General features: G+C 62.8%; 19 protein-coding genes and 1 riboswitch. Of the genes, 1 reads left to right on the top strand and 18 read right to left on the bottom strand.

Annotated elements, in window-relative coordinates:
* Window positions 1-26 precede the first annotated feature (26 nt).
* The 18 genes from NKH37_RS25620 to NKH37_RS25535 form a co-directional block, all read right to left on the bottom strand.
* A complete protein-coding gene (locus NKH37_RS25620; protein ID WP_023720735.1) occupies window positions 27-1,697 on the bottom strand; it encodes a ribonuclease J in 1,671 nt (556 codons plus the stop codon).
* A gap of 84 nt (window positions 1,698-1,781) precedes the next feature.
* Window positions 1,782-2,603, bottom strand: a complete 822-nt coding sequence (locus tag NKH37_RS25615; RefSeq protein WP_353041681.1) for a biotin--[acetyl-CoA-carboxylase] ligase — start codon at window positions 2,601-2,603, stop codon at window positions 1,782-1,784.
* Window positions 2,604-2,607: 4 nt separating this feature from the next.
* Window positions 2,608-4,044, bottom strand: a complete 1,437-nt coding sequence (nuoN, locus tag NKH37_RS25610) for an NADH-quinone oxidoreductase subunit NuoN (RefSeq protein ID WP_352998845.1) — start codon at window positions 4,042-4,044, stop codon at window positions 2,608-2,610.
* Between the two features lie 17 nt (window positions 4,045-4,061).
* The gene (locus tag NKH37_RS25605) at window positions 4,062-5,567 is read right to left on the bottom strand and encodes an NADH-quinone oxidoreductase subunit M (protein WP_353041679.1); all 1,506 of its coding nucleotides are present in this window, start codon (window positions 5,565-5,567) and stop codon (window positions 4,062-4,064) included.
* Window positions 5,567-7,540, bottom strand: coding sequence for an NADH-quinone oxidoreductase subunit L (nuoL, locus tag NKH37_RS25600; RefSeq protein ID WP_352861437.1), 1,974 nt, complete (start codon window positions 7,538-7,540; stop codon window positions 5,567-5,569). The genes NKH37_RS25605 and nuoL overlap by 1 nt, the downstream gene beginning before the upstream one ends.
* Before the next feature lie 10 nt (window positions 7,541-7,550).
* On the bottom strand, window positions 7,551-7,859 hold the full coding sequence (gene nuoK / locus NKH37_RS25595; protein ID WP_023676620.1) for an NADH-quinone oxidoreductase subunit NuoK: 309 nt from the start codon (window positions 7,857-7,859) through the stop codon (window positions 7,551-7,553).
* Window position 7,860: 1 nt separating this feature from the next.
* Window positions 7,861-8,481 (bottom strand): NADH-quinone oxidoreductase subunit J, encoded by a 621-nt coding sequence (locus NKH37_RS25590; RefSeq protein WP_353003308.1) that lies wholly within the window; start codon window positions 8,479-8,481, stop codon window positions 7,861-7,863.
* 118 nt (window positions 8,482-8,599) lie between these two features.
* Window positions 8,600-9,091 (bottom strand): NADH-quinone oxidoreductase subunit NuoI, encoded by a 492-nt coding sequence (nuoI, locus tag NKH37_RS25585; protein WP_023676622.1) that lies wholly within the window; start codon window positions 9,089-9,091, stop codon window positions 8,600-8,602.
* A complete protein-coding gene (gene nuoH / locus NKH37_RS25580; protein WP_352483051.1) occupies window positions 9,091-10,134 on the bottom strand; it encodes an NADH-quinone oxidoreductase subunit NuoH in 1,044 nt (347 codons plus the stop codon). Before nuoH ends, nuoI begins: the two co-directional genes overlap by 1 nt.
* Window positions 10,135-10,136: 2 nt before the next feature.
* Window positions 10,137-12,218 carry an NADH-quinone oxidoreductase subunit NuoG gene (gene nuoG / locus NKH37_RS25575; protein ID WP_352483050.1) on the bottom strand — a complete coding sequence of 694 codons (2,082 nt, stop codon included), beginning with the start codon at window positions 12,216-12,218 and terminating at the stop codon, window positions 10,137-10,139.
* A gap of 74 nt (window positions 12,219-12,292) precedes the next feature.
* Window positions 12,293-12,988, bottom strand: a complete 696-nt coding sequence (locus tag NKH37_RS25570; protein ID WP_352483048.1) for a helix-hairpin-helix domain-containing protein — start codon at window positions 12,986-12,988, stop codon at window positions 12,293-12,295.
* A 77-nt stretch (window positions 12,989-13,065) separates the two neighbouring features.
* A complete protein-coding gene (gene nuoF / locus NKH37_RS25565) occupies window positions 13,066-14,370 on the bottom strand; it encodes an NADH-quinone oxidoreductase subunit NuoF (RefSeq protein ID WP_353003309.1) in 1,305 nt (434 codons plus the stop codon).
* Window positions 14,371-14,380: 10 nt separating this feature from the next.
* Complete coding sequence (gene nuoE, locus NKH37_RS25560; protein ID WP_352496386.1) at window positions 14,381-15,451, bottom strand: NADH-quinone oxidoreductase subunit NuoE; 1,071 nt, start codon at window positions 15,449-15,451, stop codon at window positions 14,381-14,383.
* A gap of 35 nt (window positions 15,452-15,486) precedes the next feature.
* Window positions 15,487-15,894 carry a hypothetical protein gene (locus tag NKH37_RS25555; protein WP_353041677.1) on the bottom strand — a complete coding sequence of 136 codons (408 nt, stop codon included), beginning with the start codon at window positions 15,892-15,894 and terminating at the stop codon, window positions 15,487-15,489.
* Complete coding sequence (locus NKH37_RS25550; protein ID WP_023720747.1) at window positions 15,891-17,081, bottom strand: NADH-quinone oxidoreductase subunit D; 1,191 nt, start codon at window positions 17,079-17,081, stop codon at window positions 15,891-15,893. The genes NKH37_RS25555 and NKH37_RS25550 overlap by 4 nt, the downstream gene beginning before the upstream one ends.
* Window positions 17,082-17,684: an NADH-quinone oxidoreductase subunit C gene (locus NKH37_RS25545; protein ID WP_023720748.1), complete on the bottom strand. Its 603-nt coding sequence runs from the start codon at window positions 17,682-17,684 to the stop codon at window positions 17,082-17,084.
* A 5-nt stretch (window positions 17,685-17,689) separates the two neighbouring features.
* Entirely contained in the window at window positions 17,690-18,262 is a 573-nt protein-coding gene (locus tag NKH37_RS25540; protein ID WP_353003311.1) for a NuoB/complex I 20 kDa subunit family protein, read from the bottom strand.
* On the bottom strand, window positions 18,253-18,618 hold the full coding sequence (locus NKH37_RS25535; RefSeq protein ID WP_023720750.1) for an NADH-quinone oxidoreductase subunit A: 366 nt from the start codon (window positions 18,616-18,618) through the stop codon (window positions 18,253-18,255). Before NKH37_RS25535 ends, NKH37_RS25540 begins: the two co-directional genes overlap by 10 nt.
* 336 nt (window positions 18,619-18,954) lie before the next feature.
* Between NKH37_RS25535 and NKH37_RS25530 the strand changes: the two genes are divergently transcribed.
* A complete protein-coding gene (locus tag NKH37_RS25530) occupies window positions 18,955-20,154 on the top strand; it encodes a winged helix-turn-helix domain-containing protein (protein WP_023720751.1) in 1,200 nt (399 codons plus the stop codon).
* Window positions 20,155-20,183: 29 nt separating this feature from the next.
* A riboswitch (cobalamin riboswitch) is annotated at window positions 20,184-20,387 on the top strand.
* Window positions 20,388-20,414: the final 27 nt, after the last annotated feature.

Genomic DNA, 20,414 nt, shown 5'->3' with positions numbered 1-20,414 from the left:
CCGTACTGCCCTACTCCCCTATTCCCTTACCGCGTGACGAACACCGTCACCAGCGGCTTCTTGCCCCAGGCTTCGTTGGCCGCGCCGCGCACCGCGCGCCGCACCGCCTCCTGGACCAGGTCGAGGTCTTTTCGGCGCTGGCGGGGGATGGAGTCCACGGCGCCGATTGCCGCATCGATCATCAGGTCTTCCAGGCTCTCGCCGCTGCCATCGGCCTCGGCGACGCCGATGGCGACGAGATCGGGATCGCCGGCGAGTTCGTATTTGTCGTCGAGCACGACATTGACGGCGACGTGGCCGGCGAAGGACAGCTTGCGCCGGTCGCGAATGCCCATCGCCTGGTCGGTGCCGACCAGCCTTCCGTCCTTGTAGATGCGGCCGAACGGCACCTGGTCGATGATCGCAGCCGCACCCGGATAGAGCCTGAGCATGTCGCCGTCGCGCACCTGCGCCACCTGGCCGATGCCGGACGTCGACATCAGCGAGCCCTGCGCCACCAGATGCGCCGCCTCGCCATGCACGGGAACGCCGATCTGCGGCCGCACCCATTCATACATCTTGCGCAATTCGCTGCGGCGCGGATGACCGGAGACATGCACCAGCGCATCGCCGTCCTCAATGATCTTGATGCCGAGATCGATCAGGCGGTTCTTGATCTCGAGGATCGCCTTCTCATTGCCGGGAATGGTGCGCGAGGAAAACACCACCGTGTCGCCGGCAGTCAGCGCCACCGACTTCATCTCGTCGCGCGACAGCTTGGCGAGTGCGGCAAGCGGCTCGCCCTGGCTGCCGGTACAGATGATGACGAGGTTTTCGCGCGGGATGAAGCCGTAATCTTCCTCGGCGATGAATTCCGGCAAGCCGTCCATATAGCCGAGTTCATCAGCCACATCGATGACGCGCTTCATCGAGCGGCCAAGCACCAGGCACTGGCGGCCGGCATCCCGCGCTGCCTTGGCGATGGAGACGATGCGCCCGACATTGGAGGAGAAGCTGGTGACGGCGACGCGGCCCTTGGCGTTCTGGATGACGCTCTTGATGCCCTCGCCCACCGCCACTTCGGACGGCGATTCCCCTTCCCGCAACGCATTGGTGGAATCGCAGATCAGCGCCAGCACGCCCTTGTCGCCATAGGCGCGGAAGCGTGACTCGTCGGTCATCGGCCCCACCGTCGGCGCCGGATCGATCTTCCAGTCGCCGGTATGGATGACGACGCCGGCCGGAGTGGTGATCGCCAGCGACATCGGCTCGGGAATGGAGTGCGCGACGGGGATGGCCTCGATCTCGAACGGACCGACGGTGAATTTCTCGCCGGCCCGGTAGATCGTCACCGGAATTTTCGGCGCCCCTTGCTCGCCCTGCCGCTTGGCTTCCAGCAGGCCGGCGCTGAACGGCGTCATCCACACCGGCGCCTTGAGCTTCGGCCAGATGTCGTGCAGCGCACCGTAGTGGTCCTCATGCGCATGGGTGATGACGATCCCGCGCAGATTGGCGACATTCTCCTCGATGAAGCGCGTGTCGGGCAGCACCAGGTCGACGCCGGGCAGGGTTGCATCGGGAAAGGTGACGCCGACATCGACGACGATCCATTCGCGCGCATTGGCCGGGCCATAGCCGTAGAGGGCGAAGTTCATGCCGATCTCACCGACACCGCCGAGCGGCACGAAGACAAGTTCGGCGTTTTCCGCTTTCGCCATGATCTTTCCTTCCTTGCCCGTCAAACTCTTGGGCCGGTCAAATTCAAGCTGGTCAAATACAGGCCAGTCAAACGTATTGGCCAGTCAACCGCCGGCCGAGGCAACCGCGCCGAAATGCACGTCGCCGGCGGCGATCGTCAGAACCGAACCTTCATCGTCGCGGATCACGAAACGGCAGTCCTCGTCAATGGTCTCGAAGGTGCCGCGCACCACATTACCGTCAATTCTGACAGCAACCTGCCCGCCAAGCCCCGCCGCACGCGCCAGCCACCGCTGCCTGACGGCGGCAAGCCCACGCCCTTCGTTCCACAGCCGGGCATTCTCGCTCCATGCATCCGACAGCGCCAGAAACAGCGTCTCGGCATCGCAAGCAGACCCCAGCGCGTTGAGCGACGTCGCTGGATAGGGCAAATCCCTGGGATAAGCCACCACATTGACGCCGATGCCGACAGCCACTGCGGAACGGCCCCCCTCCAGCATCGCCGATTCCAGTAGGATGCCGGCGAGCTTGGCGCCCGAGGCAAGCACATCGTTCGGCCATTTCAGCTCGAAACGGTTCTTGCCTTGGCTCGCACCATCGAGGCCGATCGCGATCCTGCCCTTCGGCACGACAGCGTCGAGCGCGTCGGCCAGCGCCAGTCCGGCAACGAAGCCGAGCGTCGCAGCAAGCCGAAGCTCGGTGTTGGTGATCACCAGCAGCGTCGCTGCCAGATTGCCTTCGGGCGTCGCCCAGGCGCGGCCACGGCGGCCACGCCCGGCTTCCTGCTTTTTTGAGACGACCCAGAGCTTGCCCGGATCGCCGGCCCGCGCGTGCTCCAGCGCCAGCGCATTGGTGGAGTCGACCGTCTCGTGCGCCTCGAGCCGGAACCCTTCCGAAGCCGCGGTTGGAGCCAGCCTGAATGTCATTCCGTCAGAAGAAGGTCTTGGCTGCGGCAGCGGCGTAGGTTCCGATCGGGCCGCCGATCAGCACATAGAACAGCACGAAGGCGCCGCAGACGCCGAGCACGACGCGCAGTTCGGTCGCCATCGGAACAAAGCCGCCGACCGGTTCGTCGAACCACATGATCTTGATGATGCGCAGATAATAATAGGCGCCCACCACCGAGGCCAGCACGCCGATGATCGCCAGCGCGTAGAGATTGGCATTGATGGCGGCAAGGAACACGTACCATTTTCCCCAGAAGCCGGCGAGCGGCGGGATACCGGCCAGCGAGAACATCAGGATGGTGAGGATCGTCGCCATGATCGGGTTGGTCGCCGACAGGCCGGCGAGATCGCTGATCTGCTCGACATTGCCCTCCTTGCGCCGCATGGCGAGGATGAAGGCGAAGGTGCCGAGCGTCATCACCAGGTAGATCAGCATGTAGATGGCGACGCCGCGCACGCCGTCCTGGCTGTTGGCGGCAAGGCCGACCAGCGCATAGCCCATATGGCCGATGGAGGAATAGGCCATCAGCCGCTTGATGTTGGTCTGGCCGATCGCCGCAAAGGCGCCGAGCGCCATCGACGCGATCGAGATGAAGACGATGATCTGCTGCCAGTCGGCGGCGATCGGCTTGAAGGCGCCCATGGTGACGCGCACCATCAGCGCCATCGCCGCCATTTTGGGTGCCGCCGCCAGAAAAGCCGTCACCGGCGTCGGCGCACCTTCATAGACGTCGGGCGTCCACATATGGAACGGCACCGCCGAGATCTTGAAGGCAAGGCCGGCCAGCACGAAAACCAGGCCGAAGACGAGGCCGAGCTGGCGCTCGCCGCCGCTCAGCGCCGCGGCGATCTCCTGGAAGCCGGTGTTGCCGGTGTAGCCGTAGACCAGCGAGATGCCGTAAAGCAGCATGCCCGAAGACAGCGCGCCAAGGACGAAATACTTCAGACCGGCCTCGGTCGAACGCAGATTGTCGCGGTTGATCGCCGCCAGCACGTAGATCGCCAGCGACTGCAGCTCGAGGCCGAGATAGAGCCCGATCATGCCGTTGGCCGAGATCATCAGCATCATGCCGAGCGTGCAGAGCAGGATCAGCACCGGATATTCGAACTTGTCGAAATGCTCCGCCTGGGCAAAGCGGACCGACATGACCAGCGTCACCGCCGAGCCGATTAGCGCCAACACCTTCATGAAGCGGGCGAACGGATCCTGGATGAAGGCTTCGCCATAGGCGTTGCCCTGCCCCGGGGAAAAGATCAGCCAGGCGCCGGCGATCACCAGCACGGCGACGGCAAGGCCGCTCACTGTGACGGTGGTGTTGGCGCGCGAATAGGCGCCGAGCATCAACAGCGCCAAGGCGCCGATGGCGAGGATCAGCTCTGGCGTCGAGAGCGACAGGCTGGAGAGAAGGTCCGGCGTCATGGTTCGCAAAACCCCAGTCAGTTCGCCGCCGCGGTCTGCGCGGCGCCGATGGATGCAGTGACATTGGTGACGAGCGCCTTGACCGATTCGGCCGTCGCGTCGAAGATCGGCGCCGGATAGACGCCGAAGAAGATGACCAGCGCGACCAGCGGATAGATGATCACCTTCTCGCGTGTCGACAGGTCCAGCAGGCCTTTCAGGCTTTCCTTGGTCAATGCGCCGAAGATCACCTTGCGGTAGAGCCAGAGCGCATAGGCCGCCGACAGGATGACGCCGGTGGCGGCGAAGAACGCCACCCAGGTGTTGACCCGGAACACGCCGAGCATGGTCAGGAACTCGCCGACGAAGCCGCTGGTGCCGGGCAGACCGATATTGGCCATGGTGAAGATCATGAACACGGTTGCATATTTCGGCATGTTGTTGACCAACCCGCCATAGGCGTCGATGTCACGCGTGTGCATGCGGTCGTAGACGACGCCGACGCAGAGGAACAGCGCGCCTGAGACCAGGCCGTGCGAAAGCATCTGGAAGATCGAGCCCTGGACGCCTTCCTGGTTCATCGCGAAGATGCCCATGGTAACGAAGCCCATGTGAGCGACCGACGAATAGGCGATCAGCTTCTTCATGTCCTCCTGCATCAGCGCCACCAGCGAGGTGTAGATGATGGCGACGACGGATAGCGTGAAGATCAGCGGCGCGAACATTTCGGATGCGATCGGAAACATCGGCAGCGAAAAACGCAGGAAGCCGTAGCCGCCCATCTTGAGCAGGATGGCGGCCAGGATCACCGAGCCGGCCGTCGGCGCTTCGACATGGGCGTCCGGCAGCCAGGTATGCACCGGCCACATCGGCATCTTCACCGCAAAGGAAGCGAAGAAGGCGAGCCATAGCCAGGTCTGCATATTGGCCGGGAAGTTGTGGGTCAGAAGCGTCGGGATGTCGGTGGTGCCGGACTGGAAGAACATCGCCATGATGGCGAGCAGCATCAGCACCGAGCCGGCCAGCGTATAGAGGAAGAACTTGAACGAGGCATAGACGCGCCGCTTGCCGCCCCACACGCCTATGATGATGAACATCGGGATCAGGCCGGCTTCGAAGAAGACGTAGAACAAGACGATGTCGAGCGCACAGAACACGCCGATCATCAGCGTCTCGAGCAGCAGGAAGGCGATCATGTAAGCCTTGACGCGCTTCTCGATCGATTCCCAAGAAGCGAGGATGCAGAGCGGCATCAGGAAGGTGGTCAGGATGACGAACAGCATGGAGATGCCGTCTACGCCCATATGGTAGGAGATGCCGGAATCCAGCCAGGCAAACTTCTCGACGAACTGGAAGCCGGGCTGCGAATTGTCGAAGCCGGTCCAGATGAACAGCGAAACCACGAAGGTGAACGCGGTCGTGAACAGCGCAATGGCGCGGATGTTGCGGCGCGCATTGTCGCTGTCGTCACGCACGAAAAGGATGAGCAGAACACCAACCAGCGGCAGGAAGGTGACCAGCGATAGGATCGGCCAGGCGGTCATCAGAGCATCATCCAGGTGACGAGTGCGGCAACGCCGATCAGCATGGCGAAGGCATAGTGATAGAGATAGCCGGTCTGCAGCTTGACGACGCGGTTGGTGACGTCGACGACGCGCGCCGAGATGCCGTCCGGCCCGAGCCCGTCGATGATAGTGCCGTCGCCGGTCTTCCACAGGAAGCTGCCGAGGCGCTTTGCCGGCCGCACGAATAGGAAGTCGTAGAGCTCGTCGAAATACCATTTGTTGAGCAGGAAGGCGTAGAGCAGGCGATGGTTGGCCGCGACGCTCCGAGGCATTTCCGGCGCGCGAATGTAGAATTGCCAGGCTATCGCAAAGCCGATCAGCATGGCGATGAACGGCGCGAGCTCGACCCAAAGCGGCAGTTCGTGGATCTCGTGCAGGATGTGGTTGTCAGGCAGCGTGAACAGCGACATCTTCCAGAATTCGGCATAGCCCTCGCCGATGAAGGCGCCGTGGAAGATCACGCCGGCGAACAGGGCGCCTGCCGCCAGGATGAACAGCGGCACCAGCATGACCGGCGGCGATTCATGGACATGGTGCATCACCTCATGGCTGGCCCGCGGCTCGCCATGGAAGGTCATGAAGATCAGCCGCCAGGAATAGAAGGAGGTGAAGCAGGCGGCAACGACCAGCAATATGAAGGCAAACCCGGCGACCGCATTGTGGCTGGCAAAAGCGGCTTCGATGATGGCGTCCTTGGAGAAGAAACCGGCCGTGCCGATGATCGTCACCGGGATGCCGACGCCGGTCAGCGCCAACGTGCCGATCACCATCATCCAGTAGGTCGTCGGGATGAGCGTCCTCAGGCCGCCCATCTTGCGCATGTCCTGCTCGTCGGAGACGGCGTGGATGACCGAACCCGAGCCGAGGAACAGTAGCGCCTTGAAGAAGGCGTGCGTGAACAGATGGAAGATCGCCGCGCCATAGGCGCCGACGCCGAGCGCCACGAACATGTAGCCGAGCTGCGAACAGGTCGAATAGGCGATGACACGCTTGATGTCGTTCTGGACGAGGCCAACTGTCGCCGCGAAGAAGGCGGTGAAGGCGCCGATGAAGGTGACCACGGTCAGCGCCGAATGCGACAGCTCGAACAGCGGCGACAGCCGCGCCAGCATGAACACGCCTGCCGTCACCATGGTGGCGGCATGGATCAGCGCCGAGACCGGCGTCGGGCCTTCCATGGCATCCGGCAGCCAGGTGTGCAGCGGCACCTGCGCCGACTTGCCCATGGCGCCCATGAACAGGAGCAGGCAGACGACTGTCATCGCGGCTTGCTTATCAAGCGCATAGCCGAGGAAGGTCAGTACGGCCGGACCCTGCTGCGCGCCTTCGGCCGGAATGAACGTCGCCGCATTGGCGAAGATGGTGCCGAGATTGACCGAGCCGAAAAGCACGAACACGCCGAATATGCCAAGCGCGAAGCCGAAATCGCCGACGCGGTTGACGACGAAGGCCTTGATCGCAGCCGCATTGGCCGACGGCTTCTTGTACCAGAAGCCGATCAGCAGATAGGAGGCCAGACCGACACCTTCCCAGCCGAAGAACATCTGCACGAGGTTGTCGGCCGTCACCAGCATCAGCATGGCGAAGGTGAACAGCGACAGATAAGCGAAGAAGCGGGGCCGGTCCGGGTCGTGATGCATGTAGCCGATCGAGTAGATATGGACCAGCGCCGACACCGTATTGACGACGACCAGCATCACTACGGTCAGCGTGTCGATCCGCAGCGCCCACGACGCTTCGAGGCCGCCCGACTGGATCCAGCGCATCACCGGCACGGTGAACACCTCGCCGCCGCCGAAGCCGACCGAGAAGAAGGCAACCCACGACAGCACAGCCGCGATCACCAGGAAGCCTGAGGTGATGTATTCGGAAGCCTTGGCGCCGAGCGAGGTGCCGAACAGGCCGACGATCAGGAAGCCGAGCAGCGGAAGGAAGACGATGGCCTGATACATGGTGGTTCCGTCAACCCTTCATCATGTTCACGTCTTCGACCGCGATCGAGCCGCGGTTGCGGAAGAAGACGACGAGAATGGCAAGGCCGATCGCCGCCTCGGCCGCCGCGACGGTCAGCACGAACAGTGCGAACACCTGGCCGACCAGATCGCCGAGCGCCGCCGAAAAGGCGACGAAATTGATGTTGACCGCAAGCAGGATCAACTCGATCGACATCAGGATGACGATGACGTTCCTACGGTTCAGGAAGATGCCGAACACGCCAAGCGTGAACAGGATCGCCGATACGGTCAGGTAGTGCGCGATGCCGACGACCATCTCAGACTCCTTCGCCCGTCTTGACCTTGCGGATTTCCACTCCGGTTGCCGGCGTGCGGCCGACCTGGGCGGCGATCGACTGCCGCTTGACGCCCGGCTTGTGGCGCAGCGTCAGCACGATGGCGCCGATCATGGCGACCAGCAGCACCAGCCCCGCCACCTGGAAGTAATAGAGGTAATCCGTATAGAGGATGTCGCCGAGCGCTGCCGTATTGGAGCGCGCGGCCAGGTCCGGGATGGGTTTCGCGACCGTCGCCGCCAGTTTCGGCGCGAATGTATAGCCGCCGAGCACGACGATCAGCTCCGCCGCGAGGATCAGCCCGACCAGCGCGCCGATCGGTGCATATTGCAGCGCGCCTTCCTTCATTTCAGCGAAATCGACGTCGAGCATCATGACGACGAACAGGAACAGCACCATGACCGCGCCGACATAGACGACGAGCAGGATCATCGCCAGGAACTCGGCGCCGGTCAGCATGAACAGGCCGGCGGCGTTGAAGAAGGTCAGGATCAGGAACAGCACCGAATGCACGGGATTGCGCGCCGAAACGACCATGAACGCCGACGCCACCGCGACAAAGGCGAAGAGGTAGAAAAAGGCCGCCTCTAGTCCACTCAGCATGGGTTCCCCCGGGTTTCCTGTCCGAACAGGACGTTCGTCCTGTTTTTTGCCACCGCCTCCGGTCGGCAAGTTGCGTGTTCCTTAAACGAGGCCCCTCGCCCCGTCCATGCGTCAAATATCAGCGGTAAGGCGCATCCAGCGAGATGTTGCGCGCCAGCTCACGCTCCCAGCGGTCGCCATTGGCCAGAAGCCTGTCCTTGTCGTAATAAAGCTCCTCGCGCGTCTCCGTCGCGAATTCGAAATTCGGCCCCTCGACGATAGCGTCGACCGGGCAGGCTTCCTGGCAGAAGCCGCAATAAATGCATTTCACCATGTCGATGTCGTAGCGCACGGTGCGCCGCGTGCCGTCATTGCGGCGCGGGCCGGCTTCGATGGTAATGGCCTGCGCCGGGCAGATCGCCTCGCACAATTTGCAGGCGATGCAACGTTCCTCGCCGTTCGGATAGCGGCGCAGCGCATGTTCGCCACGGAAGCGCGGGCTGACCGGCCCCTTCTCATGCGGATAATTGATCGTCTCCTTCGGCGCGAAGAACTGGCGCATCGACAGGAAGAAAGCACTGACGAAATCCTGCAATAGCAGTGACTTGGCGGCCTGGGACAATGCTGACATCAGGCAAACCCCGTGATCTTGAGGAAGGCGGCGGTGGCGACCACCATGAACAGCGAGATCGGCAGGAAGACCTTCCAGCCGAGCCGCATCAGCTGGTCGTAGCGATAGCGCGGCACGAACGCCTTCACCATCGAGAACATGAAGAACACCAGGCAGACCTTGAGCACGAACCAGATCAGCCCCGGCACCCAGGTGAACGGCGCGAAATTGAAGGGCGGCAGCCAGCCGCCAAGGAACAGGATGGTGGCCAGTGCGCACATCAGGACGACGGCGACATATTCGCCCAGGAAGAACAACAGGAACGGCGTCGAGGAATATTCGACCATATGGCCGGCGACGAGTTCCGATTCGGCTTCCACGAGGTCGAAGGGCGGACGGTTGGTTTCCGCCAGCGCCGAGATGAAGAAGACGATGAACATCGGAAACAGGGACAGCCAATGCCAGTCGAGGAAGGTATTGGGCAGGCCGATCCTCGTGCCCAGCCCATCCTGCTGCGACAAAACGATATCGGTCAGGTTGAGCGAGCCGACGCAAAGCAGCACGGTGACGATGACGAAACCGATGGAGACTTCGTAGGACACCATCTGCGCCGCCGAGCGCAGCGCACCGAGGAACGGGTATTTCGAATTGGACGCCCAGCCGCCCATGATCACGCCATAGACCTCGAGCGAGGAGATGGCGAAGACGTAGAGGATGCCGACATTGACGTTGGCGATGGCCCAGCCCTCATTGACCGGGATCACCGCCCAGGCTGAGATCGCAAGCACCGCCGACACCAGCGGCGCCAGCAGGAAAACGCCCTTGTTGGCGCCGGACGGAATCACCGGCTCCTTGAAGACGAATTTCAAAAGGTCAGCGAAGGCCTGCAGCGTGCCCCATGGGCCGACGACGTTCGGTCCGCGGCGCAATTGCACCGCCGCCCAGATCTTGCGGTCGGCGTAAAGCACATAGGCGACGAAGATCAACAGAACGACGATCAGCACGACCGACTTCAAAAGGATCAGCAGCGCCGGCAGCACGTAGAAGGAGAAGAAGGTGTCCATGTCTACTCCGCCGCCTGCCTGAAGCCGTTCTTCGCCAAAGCCGAGCACTCGGCCATCACCGCGGAAGCCCGCGCGATCGGGTTGGTCAGGTAGAAATCCTTGACCGGCGAGGTGAAGGTGCCCTTGTTCAGCCGCCCGCCGAGCTTGGCCACCCTGGCGATGTCGGCCGGGTCGCCGGCCGCGACATGGTCGATGCGGGCAAGATGCGGGTATTCCGCATAGAGCCTAGCGCGCAATTGCGGCAGCGAATCGAACGGCAGCTTCTTGCCGAGCACATCCGACAGTGCCCGAAGGATCGCCCAGTCCTCGCGCGCCTCGCCGGGCGCGAAGCCGGCCCGGTTGGTCTGCTGCACGCGGCCTTCGGTGTTGACGAAGGTGCCCGACTTCTCGGTATAGGCGGCACCCGGCAGGATGACGTTGGCGCGATGCGCGCCCTTGTCGCCATGCGTGCCGATATAGACGACGAAAGCGCCGCCGGTCTTGGCCATGTCGATTTCGTCGGCGCCGAGCAGGAACAGCACATCGGTCTCGCCCAGCATGCCGGCGACGTTCCTGCCGCCCTCGCCCGGCACAAAGCCGACATCGAGGCCGCCGACCCGCGCCGCCGCGGTGTGCAGTACGGCAAAGCCGTTCCAGTCGGCCCTTGCGGCGTTGACGGCGACGGCGAGCTTCGCCGCCTGGCCGAGCACGGCCGCGCCGTCCGGACGCGCCAGCGCACCCTGGCCGACGATGATCAGCGGATGCGTCGCCTTCTTCAGCAGTTGAAAGAATTTGCCGTTGCCATCGGCAAGATCCTTCAGCGATTCCGGCCCGGCGCCGAGTTGCTCGTAATCATAGCGCGTATCGCCGACATCGCCGATGACGCCGACCGGCAGATTGCCGGCCCGCCAGCGCTTGCGGATGCGGGCGTTGAGCAAGGACGCCTCGAAGCGCGGATTGGCGCCGATGATCAGCACCGCATCGGCCTGTTCGATGCCTTCGATGGTCGGGTTGAAGACATAGCTCGCCCGGCCGAGCGACGGATCGAGTGCGGCACCGTCCTGGCGGCAGTCGGTGTTCTTCGAGCCAAGCGAAGCCATCAGAAGCTTCAGCGCGTAGATCTCCTCGACGGCGGCAAGATCGCCGGCAATGGCACCGATCTTTTCGGGTGCGGCATTCGACACCGCTTCCTTGATCGCGGCAAAAGCCTCGGCCCAGCTTGCGGGGGCCAGTCTGCCGTCCTTGCGCACATAGGGCCGGTCGAGGCGCTGCGTGCGCAAGCCGTCCCAAATGAAGCGGGTCTTGTCGGAAATCCATTCCTCGTTCACCGCCTCGTTGGTACGCGGCAGGATGCGCATCACTTCGCGGCCTCGGCTATCGACGCGGATCGCCGAGCCGACGGCGTCCATGACGTCGATGGATTCGGTCTTGGTCAGTTCCCACGGCCGTGCCTGGAAGGCGTAGGGTTTGGAAGTCAGCGCACCGACCGGGCAAAGGTCGATGACATTGCCCTGCAGTTCCGAAGTCATCGCGCTTTCGAGATAGGTGGTGATCTCGGCATCCTCGCCGCGGCCGATCAGACCGAGTTCCGATATGCCGGCAATCTCGGTGGTGAAGCGGACGCAGCGCGTGCAATGGATGCAGCGGTTCATGATCGTCTTGACCAGCGGCCCGATATACTTGTCTTCGACCGCCCGCTTGTTCTCGTGGTAGCGCGAGGAATCGACGCCGAACGCCATCGCCTGGTCCTGCAGGTCGCACTCGCCGCCCTGATCGCAGATCGGGCAATCCAGCGGATGGTTGATCAGCAGGAATTCCATCACGCCTTCGCGCGCCTTCTTGACCATCGGCGTGTTGGTGAAGATTTCCGGCGGCTCGCCGTTCGGGCCGGGGCGCAGGTCGCGCACGCCCATGGCGCAAGACGCCTGCGGCTTGGGCGGCCCGCCCTTGACCTCGATCAGGCACATGCGGCAATTGCCGGCGATCGACAGCCGCTCGTGGAAGCAAAAGCGCGGAACTTCCGCGCCGGCGTCCTCGGCCGCCTGCAGCAGCGTGTAATGGTCGGGTACAGTGATCTCTTTCCCGTCGACCTTGAGCTTTGCCATTTCGCCTCAAACCCCTGCGGACGTTCCGCAATCTTTCCTTCCGGACGCAGCCGAGACCGCGCACGATATTGAATTCACTTTTTGACCCCGGCCAACGCGGCCGCCTGACCGATCCAGCCGTCACGGCCGATGCGGCCCTTCAACGACAGGTAATCTTCGACCCAGGCGATCTCTTGCGGCGTCCACGCGGCGATCTGGGCGTATGTCCAGATGCCAAGGCCGTTCAGCACCTTTTCCAGTTTCGGCCCGATGCCCGATATCGCCTTGAGGTCGGCCGGCTCAGCTGGCCGGTCCATCGCTTTGGGCTGCTTGAAATCTTCCGGCATCAGCCCGGCCGAGGCATCCGCTGCAACGGTGCTCGCATTCGCCAAGCTCCGCGCCGCGGTGCTCGTCGCAATGTCGGTCACGTCATTGGCGAAGGACTGCGCCTCGGCAATCAGGGTTTTGGTCGCTGCGCGCGCCTTTGTCGAGGAGCTTTTGCCGGTCGCGGAAAAGCGTTCCGTCCTGGCTTCGAAATCCTCGGCGACCGGCTGCCAAAGCCGCTGCGAAGTTTCGGCCGCGCCCGAAAGCACGCCCATCCAGATGCCAAAGGCGTGGTTGGCAAGACCGATGCCGAGTGCCGCCATCGCCGCCGCACTCGCGACAGGATGCGCCAGGAGATTGACGGCATTGGCCATCTCCTTCGGCATCATCCTGGTCAGATCCTGGTTCATCTTCAACAACGGGTCCATATCGGGCGTAAAATCGTCGGGTGTCGAAAACAGCGACATAGGTGGTCTCCTGGTCGTTTCCGTCTGCCCGCGCTCGTTTCCTCGTCTCGGACATTCGCCCGCATTTTTGAATTCTTCTATTCTGCCGCCGCCAGCACCGGTTCGGCGGGGTGTGCGTTGCGCGAAAACTCGTCGATGCGCCGCTCCACCTCGCCGCGGAAATGTCGCATCAGGCCCTGGATCGGCCATGCCGCCGCGTCGCCAAGCGCACAGATCGTGTGGCCCTCGACCTGCTTGGTCACATCGAGCAGCATGTCGATCTCGCGCTTCTGCGCCTCGCCGCGCACCAGCCGTTCCATCACCCGCCACATCCAGCCGGTGCCCTCACGGCAGGGCGTGCACTGGCCGCAGCTTTCGTGCTTGTAGAAATAGGAAAGCCGCGCGATCGCTTTCACGATATCGGTCGATTTGTCCATGACGATGACAGCTGCCGTGCCGAGGCCCGATTTCAGGTCGCGCAGCGCGTCGAAATCCATCGGCGCGTCGATGATCTGCTCGGCCGGCACCAGCGGCACCGACGCTCCGCCCGGAATGACCGCCAGCAGATTATCCCAGCCGCCACGAATGCCGCCGCAATGCGTCTCGATCAGCTCGCGGAACGGGATCGACATCGCCTCTTCGACGGTGCACGGATTGTTGACGTGGCCGGAGATGCAGAACAGCTTGGTGCCGACATTGTTGGGCCGGCCGAAGGACGAGAACCAGGCGGCACCGCGGCGCAGGATGGTCGGCGCGACAGCGATGGACTCGACATTGTTGACCGTCGTCGGGCAGCCATAGAGGCCGACATTGGCCGGAAATGGCGGCTTAAGCCGTGGCTGGCCCTTCTTGCCCTCGAGGCTTTCGAGCAGCGCCGTTTCCTCGCCGCAGATATAGGCGCCGGCGCCATGATGCATGTAGATGTCGAAATCATAGCCGGAGGTGTTGTTCTTGCCGATCAGCTTGGCCGCATAGGCCTCGTCGATGGCGCGTTGCAGCGCCTCGCGCTCGCGGATGAACTCGCCGCGCACATAGATGTAGGCGGCGACCGCGCCCATGGCGAAGCCCGCAAGCAGGCAGCCTTCGACCAGCGTGTGCGGGTCGTGGCGCAGTATGTCGCGGTCCTTGCAGGTGCCGGGCTCGGACTCGTCGGCATTGACGACGAGATAGCTCGGCCGGCCGTCGCTTTGCTTGGGCATGAACGACCATTTCAGCCCGGTCGGGAAGCCCGCGCCGCCACGTCCGCGCAGGCCGCTGGCCTTCATCTCATTGACGATCCACTCGCGCCCCTTGGCGATGATGCCGGGCGTGTTGTCCCAGGCACCGCGCGCCATGGCGCCGGCCAGCGACTTGTCGAAGCGGCCGTAGATATTGTTGAAGATGCGGTCTCTGTCCTGAAGCATTGCTCGTTCCTCAGACCGGCTTCTTGCCGGTCGGCCGGCTTTTGTTTCCGGGCGACGGCGTGGCCGCCTTGGCGGCAGTCTTCGCCGGTTTAACCTTGGCCTCCGGCGCTTTGAAAGCAGACGCCGGCTCGGCCTTGTTCTTGGGGCCTTTGCGCTGTTTCGAGACGTCCTCGACCTGCGGCTCGGCCTTGTTGGCATTGGCGGCCGAATGCAGCGGCGCTGCAACGCTCGCCGCCTTTTCCGCCGCGGGCGCGACTTTTGTCGCCGATGGCGATTTCAGCGCCGGACTGGTCTCGACAGCGTCGGTCTTCGGCTTGCTGGCATTCGAGGGCGCAACCGGCGCCGGCGCGGCAGAAGCGGCTGGCGGGGCCGGCGCCGCGGGTGCTGCGGCGGCAGCCGCCGGCGCCGCTTCCTTGGCGGCCTTGGTCGCCGCCCTGGTTTCCCGGTCGCGGGTCGCCTTCAGGATCGCCTTTTCACTCTTGAGGGTCGTCAGGCCACTGGCCGGCTCTGAGGTGACGCGGCCGTTTTGCGGTCCTGGCGTCACCGAAGCACCCTTGCCGGCGTCATAGAGGTCGATGATCTCGGCAAGCCGCTCCGGTGTCAAATCCTCGTATGTGTCCTTGAAGACCATAACCATCGGTGCGTTGACGCAGGCGCCGAGGCATTCGACCTCCTCCCACGACAGCGTGCCCTTGTCGTTGGTGTGGAACTGGTCGTGATGGATCTTCGAGCGGCACACATCCATCAGCGATTCCGAGCCGCGCAGCATGCAGGGCGTGGTGCCGCAGACCTGGACATGCGCGCGGGTGCCGACCGGATTGAGCTGGTATTGCGTATAGAAGGTGGCGACTTCTAGCCCGCGAATATAGGGCATGCCGAGCATGTCGGAGATCGTCTCGATCGCCGCCTTGGTCACCCAGCCTTCCTGCTCCTGCGCCAGCATCAGCAAGGGGATGATCGCGGATTGCTCGCGCCCCTTCGGATATTGCTTGATCCACTGCTTCGCCGCTGCCGCATTCGCCCGGTTGAAGGCGAAGGAGGCTGGCTGGAGGCTGGCTTCTGCGAGACGGCGGACTGACATTTAGCGATCGACCTCACCAAAGACGTATAGGTTCGTCATCTTGCTGCGGCCTCCTTACAAAGTTTCGCCGTACCGTCGAAACATTGGAAAGTCGGCGAATTTCTCATGACAGGCGGGCAAACGCCGGATTTACCAGCCAAGCGAGCAACAAGCCGCGCGAACCCTGTTTTGCCGGAAGCGGCTGCCGATACCTCCGCCTTAGAGAAACTCGCGCCATCCGGCGCTGCGACGCTACACTCGCATGTATCTCTCTTGAAATAGAAAGCATCGACATCGGCGGATTCTGCTGTCGCACTTTCTTGCATGCCAAGCGTGACGTAGCTCAGCTTGAAGTGCTGCTTCACAAGATCGGAAGCATCGATAGACGCTCCGCACTCGATTGCATATGCAGGGTGCATTGCGACAGCAATGACGATTAACATGAGGCTCAGAATGCGATTCACCGATCGACCTCACCAAACACGATGTCGAGGGAGCCGAGAACGGCGGTGACGTCGGCCAACATGTGGCCGCGGCACAAAAAGTCCATCGCTTGCAGATGCGCAAAGCCGGGGGCGCGCAGCTTGCAGCGGTAGGGCTTGTTGGTGCCGTCGGAGACGAGATAGACACCGAACTCGCCCTTCGGCGCCTCGACCGCGGCATAGACCTCGCCGGCCGGAACGCGGTAGCCTTCGGTGTAGAGCTTGAAGTGATGGATCAGCGCTTCCATCGAGCGCTTCATCGCCGCGCGCTTCGGCGGCACCACCTTGCCGTCGAGGTTAGACACCGGCCCGCTGCCCTCCTTACCGAGCAACAGGTCGACGCACTGGCGCATGATTTTCGCCGACTGCCGCATCTCTTCCATACGCACCAGATAACGGTCGAAGCAGTCGCCGTTCTTGCCGATCGGAATGTCGAAGTCCAGCTCGGCATAGCATTCGTAGGGCTGCGATTTGCGCAGATCCCACGGCGCACCCGAGCCGCGCACCATGACGCCGGAAAAGCCCCAGGCCCAAGCGTCGGCCAGGGAGACGGTAGCGATGTCGACATTGCGCTGCTTGAAGATGCGGTTGCCGGTCAAAAGCGCGTCGAGGTCGTCGACCGACTTCAGGAACGGGTCGATCCACTTGCCGATGTCCTCGATCAGCTTCTGCGGCAGGTCCTGGTGGACGCCGCCCGGCCGGAAATAGGCCGCGTGCATGCGCGAGCCCGAGGCGCGCTCATAGAACACCATCAGCTTTTCGCGCTCGACAAAACCCCAGAGCGGCGGCGTCAGCGCGCCGACATCCATCGCCTGCGTCGTCACATTGAGGATGTGCGACATAATCCGGCCGATCTCGGAGTAGAGAACTCGAATAAGCTGCCCGCGCTTCGGCACCTCGATACCGAGCAGCCGCTCGGCGGCGAGCGCAAAGGCATGCTCCTGGTTCATCGGCGCGCAATAGTCGAGCCGGTCGAGATAGGGCACGGCCTGCAGATAAGTCTTGTGCTCGATCAGCTTTTCCGTGCCGCGATGCAAAAGCCCGATATGCGGATCGACGCGATCGACGACTTCTCCGTCAAGCTCCAGCACAAGGCGCAAAACGCCATGCGCAGCAGGGTGTTGCGGGCCGAAATTGATATTGAAGTTGCGAACGGAGGTTTCAGCCATTTACTGCTTTGCCTTCTCATCTCCCGGAAGCACGTAATCCGTACCTTCCCACGGAGACAGAAAATCGAAATTGCGGAATTCCTGCTTGAGCTCGACCGGCTCGTAGATGACGCGCTTGGCTTCGTCGTCGTAGCGCACCTCGACGAAGCCGGTCAGCGGAAAGTCCTTGCGCAGCGGATGGCCCTCGAAGCCGTAGTCGGTCAGGATCCGGCGCAGATCGGGATGGCCCGAAAACAGCACGCCATAGAGGTCGTAGGTCTCGCGCTCGAACCAGTCCGCGCCGGGATATATGCCGGTGATCGACGGCACCAGCGTCTCTTCGTCGGCCTGGACCTTGATGCGGATGCGGATATTCTGCCTCGGCGACAGCAGGTGATAGACCACGTCGAAGCGCTTTGCCCGCGACGGATAATCTGCGCCGCAAACGTCGATGATCGAAATGAACTGGCATTTCGGGTCGTCGCGCAGGAAGGTCACCACCTCGATCAGGTCGCGCGGCTCGACCGAGATAGTGAGTTCGCCATAGGCGAGCACCGCTTCGCCGATCCGGCCGGTCAGCTTCTCGCCAAGATAGGTCGAGAGGTCATTCAACGCCTGGGTCATGCCGCTCACCGTTCGATCGTGCCGGTGCGGCGGATCTTCTTCTGCAGCAGAAGGATGCCGTAGAGCAGCGCTTCAGCGCTCGGTGGGCAGCCGGGCACGTAGATGTCGACCGGCACGATGCGGTCGCAGCCGCGCACCACCGAATAGGAATAATGATAATAGCCGCCGCCATTGGCACAGGAGCCCATCGAGATGACGTAGCGCGGCTCCGGCATCTGGTCGTAGACCTTGCGCAGCGCCGGCGCCATCTTGTTGGTCAGCGTGCCGGCGACGATCATGATGTCGGACTGGCGCGGAGACGCGCGCGGCGCGACACCGAAACGCTCGCTGTCGTAGCGTGGCATCGAGGTGTGGATCATCTCGACGGCGCAGCAGGCGAGGCCAAAGGTCATGAACATCAACGAGCCGCTGCGCGCCCAGGTGATCAGCGCCTCGGTCGAAGTGACGAGAAAACCCTTGTCGGCGAGTTCGTTGTTGATCTCCAGGAAGAACGGATCATCCTCCCCCACCGGTCTGCCGGTGTTGGGGTCGATGAGGCCCTTGGGCTTCGGCGCGACGGAACTGTCGTTCAATCCCATTCCAGCGCTCCTTTTTTCCATTCATAGGCAAAGCCGATGGTCAGCACCGCCAAAAACACCATCATCGACCAGAAACCGAGCATGCCGATCTGACTGAACGACACTGCCCAAGGAAACAGGAAGGCCACCTCCAGATCGAAGATGATGAACAGGATCGACACCAGGTAGAAGCGGATGTCGAACTTCATGCGGGCGTCGTCGAACGAGTTGAAGCCGCACTCATAGGCGGAAAGCTTTTCCGGATCGGGGTTGCGGTAAGCCACCAGGAACGGTGCGGCGAGCAGCGCCAGGCCGACGACCAGCGCCACGCCGATGAACAGGACGATGGGCAGGTACGAACCTAAAAGTGCGTTCATGCTGCAGTTTTCCGTTGGCGGCCAATCCACTCTGATTACAGCACCGGACCCACTTGCGGAAGCGTGACAGATTAACCACTGAACCGTTTTAAGGGGGCTCTATGCTGCAACGCGGCGAGGGTTAGCGCAGCGCTTTCGGCGAAGCAAGTCAAACCTTGTTCAAATCGCGGTGCTGGACGGCATATCCGGGAAAACTGGTCCGATCCGCTCCTGTTTGATTTCCTTCACTTTTCACTCCACTTTTCTCTCCTGACATAGATGCCGCCAAAACCTTGCTAGCATGGGGCGGAATCGCAGGTCATTTTCTCTGTCTAACATCGTCCGGATACCGCCTTCATGAAAGAAAAAATCTCGCTTGCCCTGGCCCGTCGCATTGCGCTTGCGGCACAGGGATTCAATGACCCGCGCCCCAGCGGCACGCCTGACCGCCGGCATCTGGCCCGGGTGCTTGCACGTACCGGCCTGCTGCAGATCGATTCCGTCAGCGCCGTGGTTCGCGCCCATTATATGCCGCTCTATTCGCGGCTTGGCCCCTACAAGCTGGCGCTGCTCGACGACGCCGCGGTGACACGCAAGCGCATGGTCTTCGAATATTGGGCGCATGAAGCCTCGTTCCTGCCCGTCGAGACCTATCCGCTGATGCGCTGGCGCATGCGGCGGGCCGAGCGCGGCGAGGAAATGTACAGCGGACTGGCAAAATGGGGCCGCGAGCACGCCGCCTACATTGAGGACATCTATCGCGAGGTCGCTGAACGAGGCCCGATCGCGGCGTCGGCTTTCGAAGGCCAGAAGGGCTCGGGCGGCTGGTGGGGCTGGAGCCATGCCAAGCATGCCTTCGAATGGCTGTTCTGGGCGGGCCGCATCACCACGGCGCACCGGCGTGGTTTCGAGCGGTTCTACGATCTGCCGGAGCGCGTGCTGCCGCCAACGGTACTCGCTTTGCCAGTTCCGTCCCCCGCGGACGCCCACCGCGAACTGCTGCGCATCTCCGCCCGCGCCCATGGCGTCGCCACGGCGGGCGATCTGCGCGACTATTTCCGCCTCTCGCCCGCCGACATCAAGGGCCGCATCGAGGAACTGGTCGAGGCTGGCGACCTGTTGCCGGTGAGCGTCGAAGGCTGGAGCAAAACAGCCTATCTCCACAAGGACGCCCGTTTGCCGCGCAGGATCGAGGCGCGCGCCTTGCTTGCGCCGTTCGATCCCGTCGTCTTCGAGCGGTCGCGCACCGAGCGGTTGTTCGACTTCCACTACCGCATCGAGATCTACACGCCGGCCGAAAAGCGCCAGTATGGCTATTATGTGCTGCCGTTCCTGCTCGGCGACAGCATCGTCGGGCGCGTCGACCTCAGGGCCGACCGCCCGGCCGGCGTATTGCGCGTCCATGCCGCCTATTCGGAGCCCGGCGCCCCGCCGCAAACTGCCGCCGCCCTTTTCGAGGAATTGAAGCAGATGCAGGGTTGGCTCGGGCTCGAGCGCATCGAGGTGACGGCTGCCGGCGACCTCGGCCAGCCGCTCGCAGATATCGCCGCGTCATAGACGTGCGTTGACACGACTGCCTTCACAAGCCTAAATCCGTTCCAGACGGTCCCCTGCCCGCAACGGCAAGGGCCAAGAGGGAATGCGGTGCGAAATCTCGATTTCAAATCCGCGGCTGTCCCCGCAACTGTAAGCGACGAGCCAAGGCCGAAAACCACTGGGATATTCCCGGGAAGGCGGCACCCAGGCGATGACCCGCGAGCCAGGAGACCTGCCGTCTAGGACATAAGAATCCGATCGCCTGGCGGGTTTTCCGGGCA

It is taken from the genome of Mesorhizobium sp. M1217 (assembly GCF_040318275.1).
Taxonomy (GTDB): Bacteria; Pseudomonadota; Alphaproteobacteria; order Rhizobiales; family Rhizobiaceae; genus Mesorhizobium.
This window is presented reverse-complemented; position numbering and strand designations above follow the sequence as displayed.

Bases quoted from the DNA above. Each gene is read 5' to 3' on its own strand.
- NKH37_RS25620 (WP_023720735.1), bottom strand. From the start codon at position 1,697: ATGGCGAAAGCGGAAAACGCCGAACTTGTCTTCGTGCCGCTCGGCGGT.
- NKH37_RS25615 (WP_353041681.1), bottom strand. From the start codon at position 2,603: ATGACATTCAGGCTGGCTCCAACCGCGGCTTCGGAAGGGTTCCGGCTC.
- nuoN (WP_352998845.1), bottom strand. From the start codon at position 4,044: ATGACGCCGGACCTTCTCTCCAGCCTGTCGCTCTCGACGCCAGAGCTG.
- NKH37_RS25605 (WP_353041679.1), bottom strand. From the start codon at position 5,567: ATGACCGCCTGGCCGATCCTATCGCTGGTCACCTTCCTGCCGCTGGTT.
- nuoL (WP_352861437.1), bottom strand. From the start codon at position 7,540: ATGTATCAGGCCATCGTCTTCCTTCCGCTGCTCGGCTTCCTGATCGTC.
- nuoK (WP_023676620.1), bottom strand. From the start codon at position 7,859: ATGGTCGTCGGCATCGCGCACTACCTGACCGTATCGGCGATCCTGTTC.
- NKH37_RS25590 (WP_353003308.1), bottom strand. From the start codon at position 8,481: ATGCTGAGTGGACTAGAGGCGGCCTTTTTCTACCTCTTCGCCTTTGTC.
- nuoI (WP_023676622.1), bottom strand. From the start codon at position 9,091: ATGTCAGCATTGTCCCAGGCCGCCAAGTCACTGCTATTGCAGGATTTC.
- nuoH (WP_352483051.1), bottom strand. From the start codon at position 10,134: ATGGACACCTTCTTCTCCTTCTACGTGCTGCCGGCGCTGCTGATCCTT.
- nuoG (WP_352483050.1), bottom strand. From the start codon at position 12,218: ATGGCAAAGCTCAAGGTCGACGGGAAAGAGATCACTGTACCCGACCAT.
- NKH37_RS25570 (WP_352483048.1), bottom strand. From the start codon at position 12,988: ATGTCGCTGTTTTCGACACCCGACGATTTTACGCCCGATATGGACCCG.
- nuoF (WP_353003309.1), bottom strand. From the start codon at position 14,370: ATGCTTCAGGACAGAGACCGCATCTTCAACAATATCTACGGCCGCTTC.
- nuoE (WP_352496386.1), bottom strand. From the start codon at position 15,451: ATGTCAGTCCGCCGTCTCGCAGAAGCCAGCCTCCAGCCAGCCTCCTTC.
- NKH37_RS25550 (WP_023720747.1), bottom strand. From the start codon at position 17,081: ATGGCTGAAACCTCCGTTCGCAACTTCAATATCAATTTCGGCCCGCAA.
- NKH37_RS25545 (WP_023720748.1), bottom strand. From the start codon at position 17,684: ATGACCCAGGCGTTGAATGACCTCTCGACCTATCTTGGCGAGAAGCTG.
- NKH37_RS25540 (WP_353003311.1), bottom strand. From the start codon at position 18,262: ATGGGATTGAACGACAGTTCCGTCGCGCCGAAGCCCAAGGGCCTCATC.
- NKH37_RS25535 (WP_023720750.1), bottom strand. From the start codon at position 18,618: ATGAACGCACTTTTAGGTTCGTACCTGCCCATCGTCCTGTTCATCGGC.
- NKH37_RS25530 (WP_023720751.1), top strand. From the start codon at position 18,955: ATGAAAGAAAAAATCTCGCTTGCCCTGGCCCGTCGCATTGCGCTTGCG.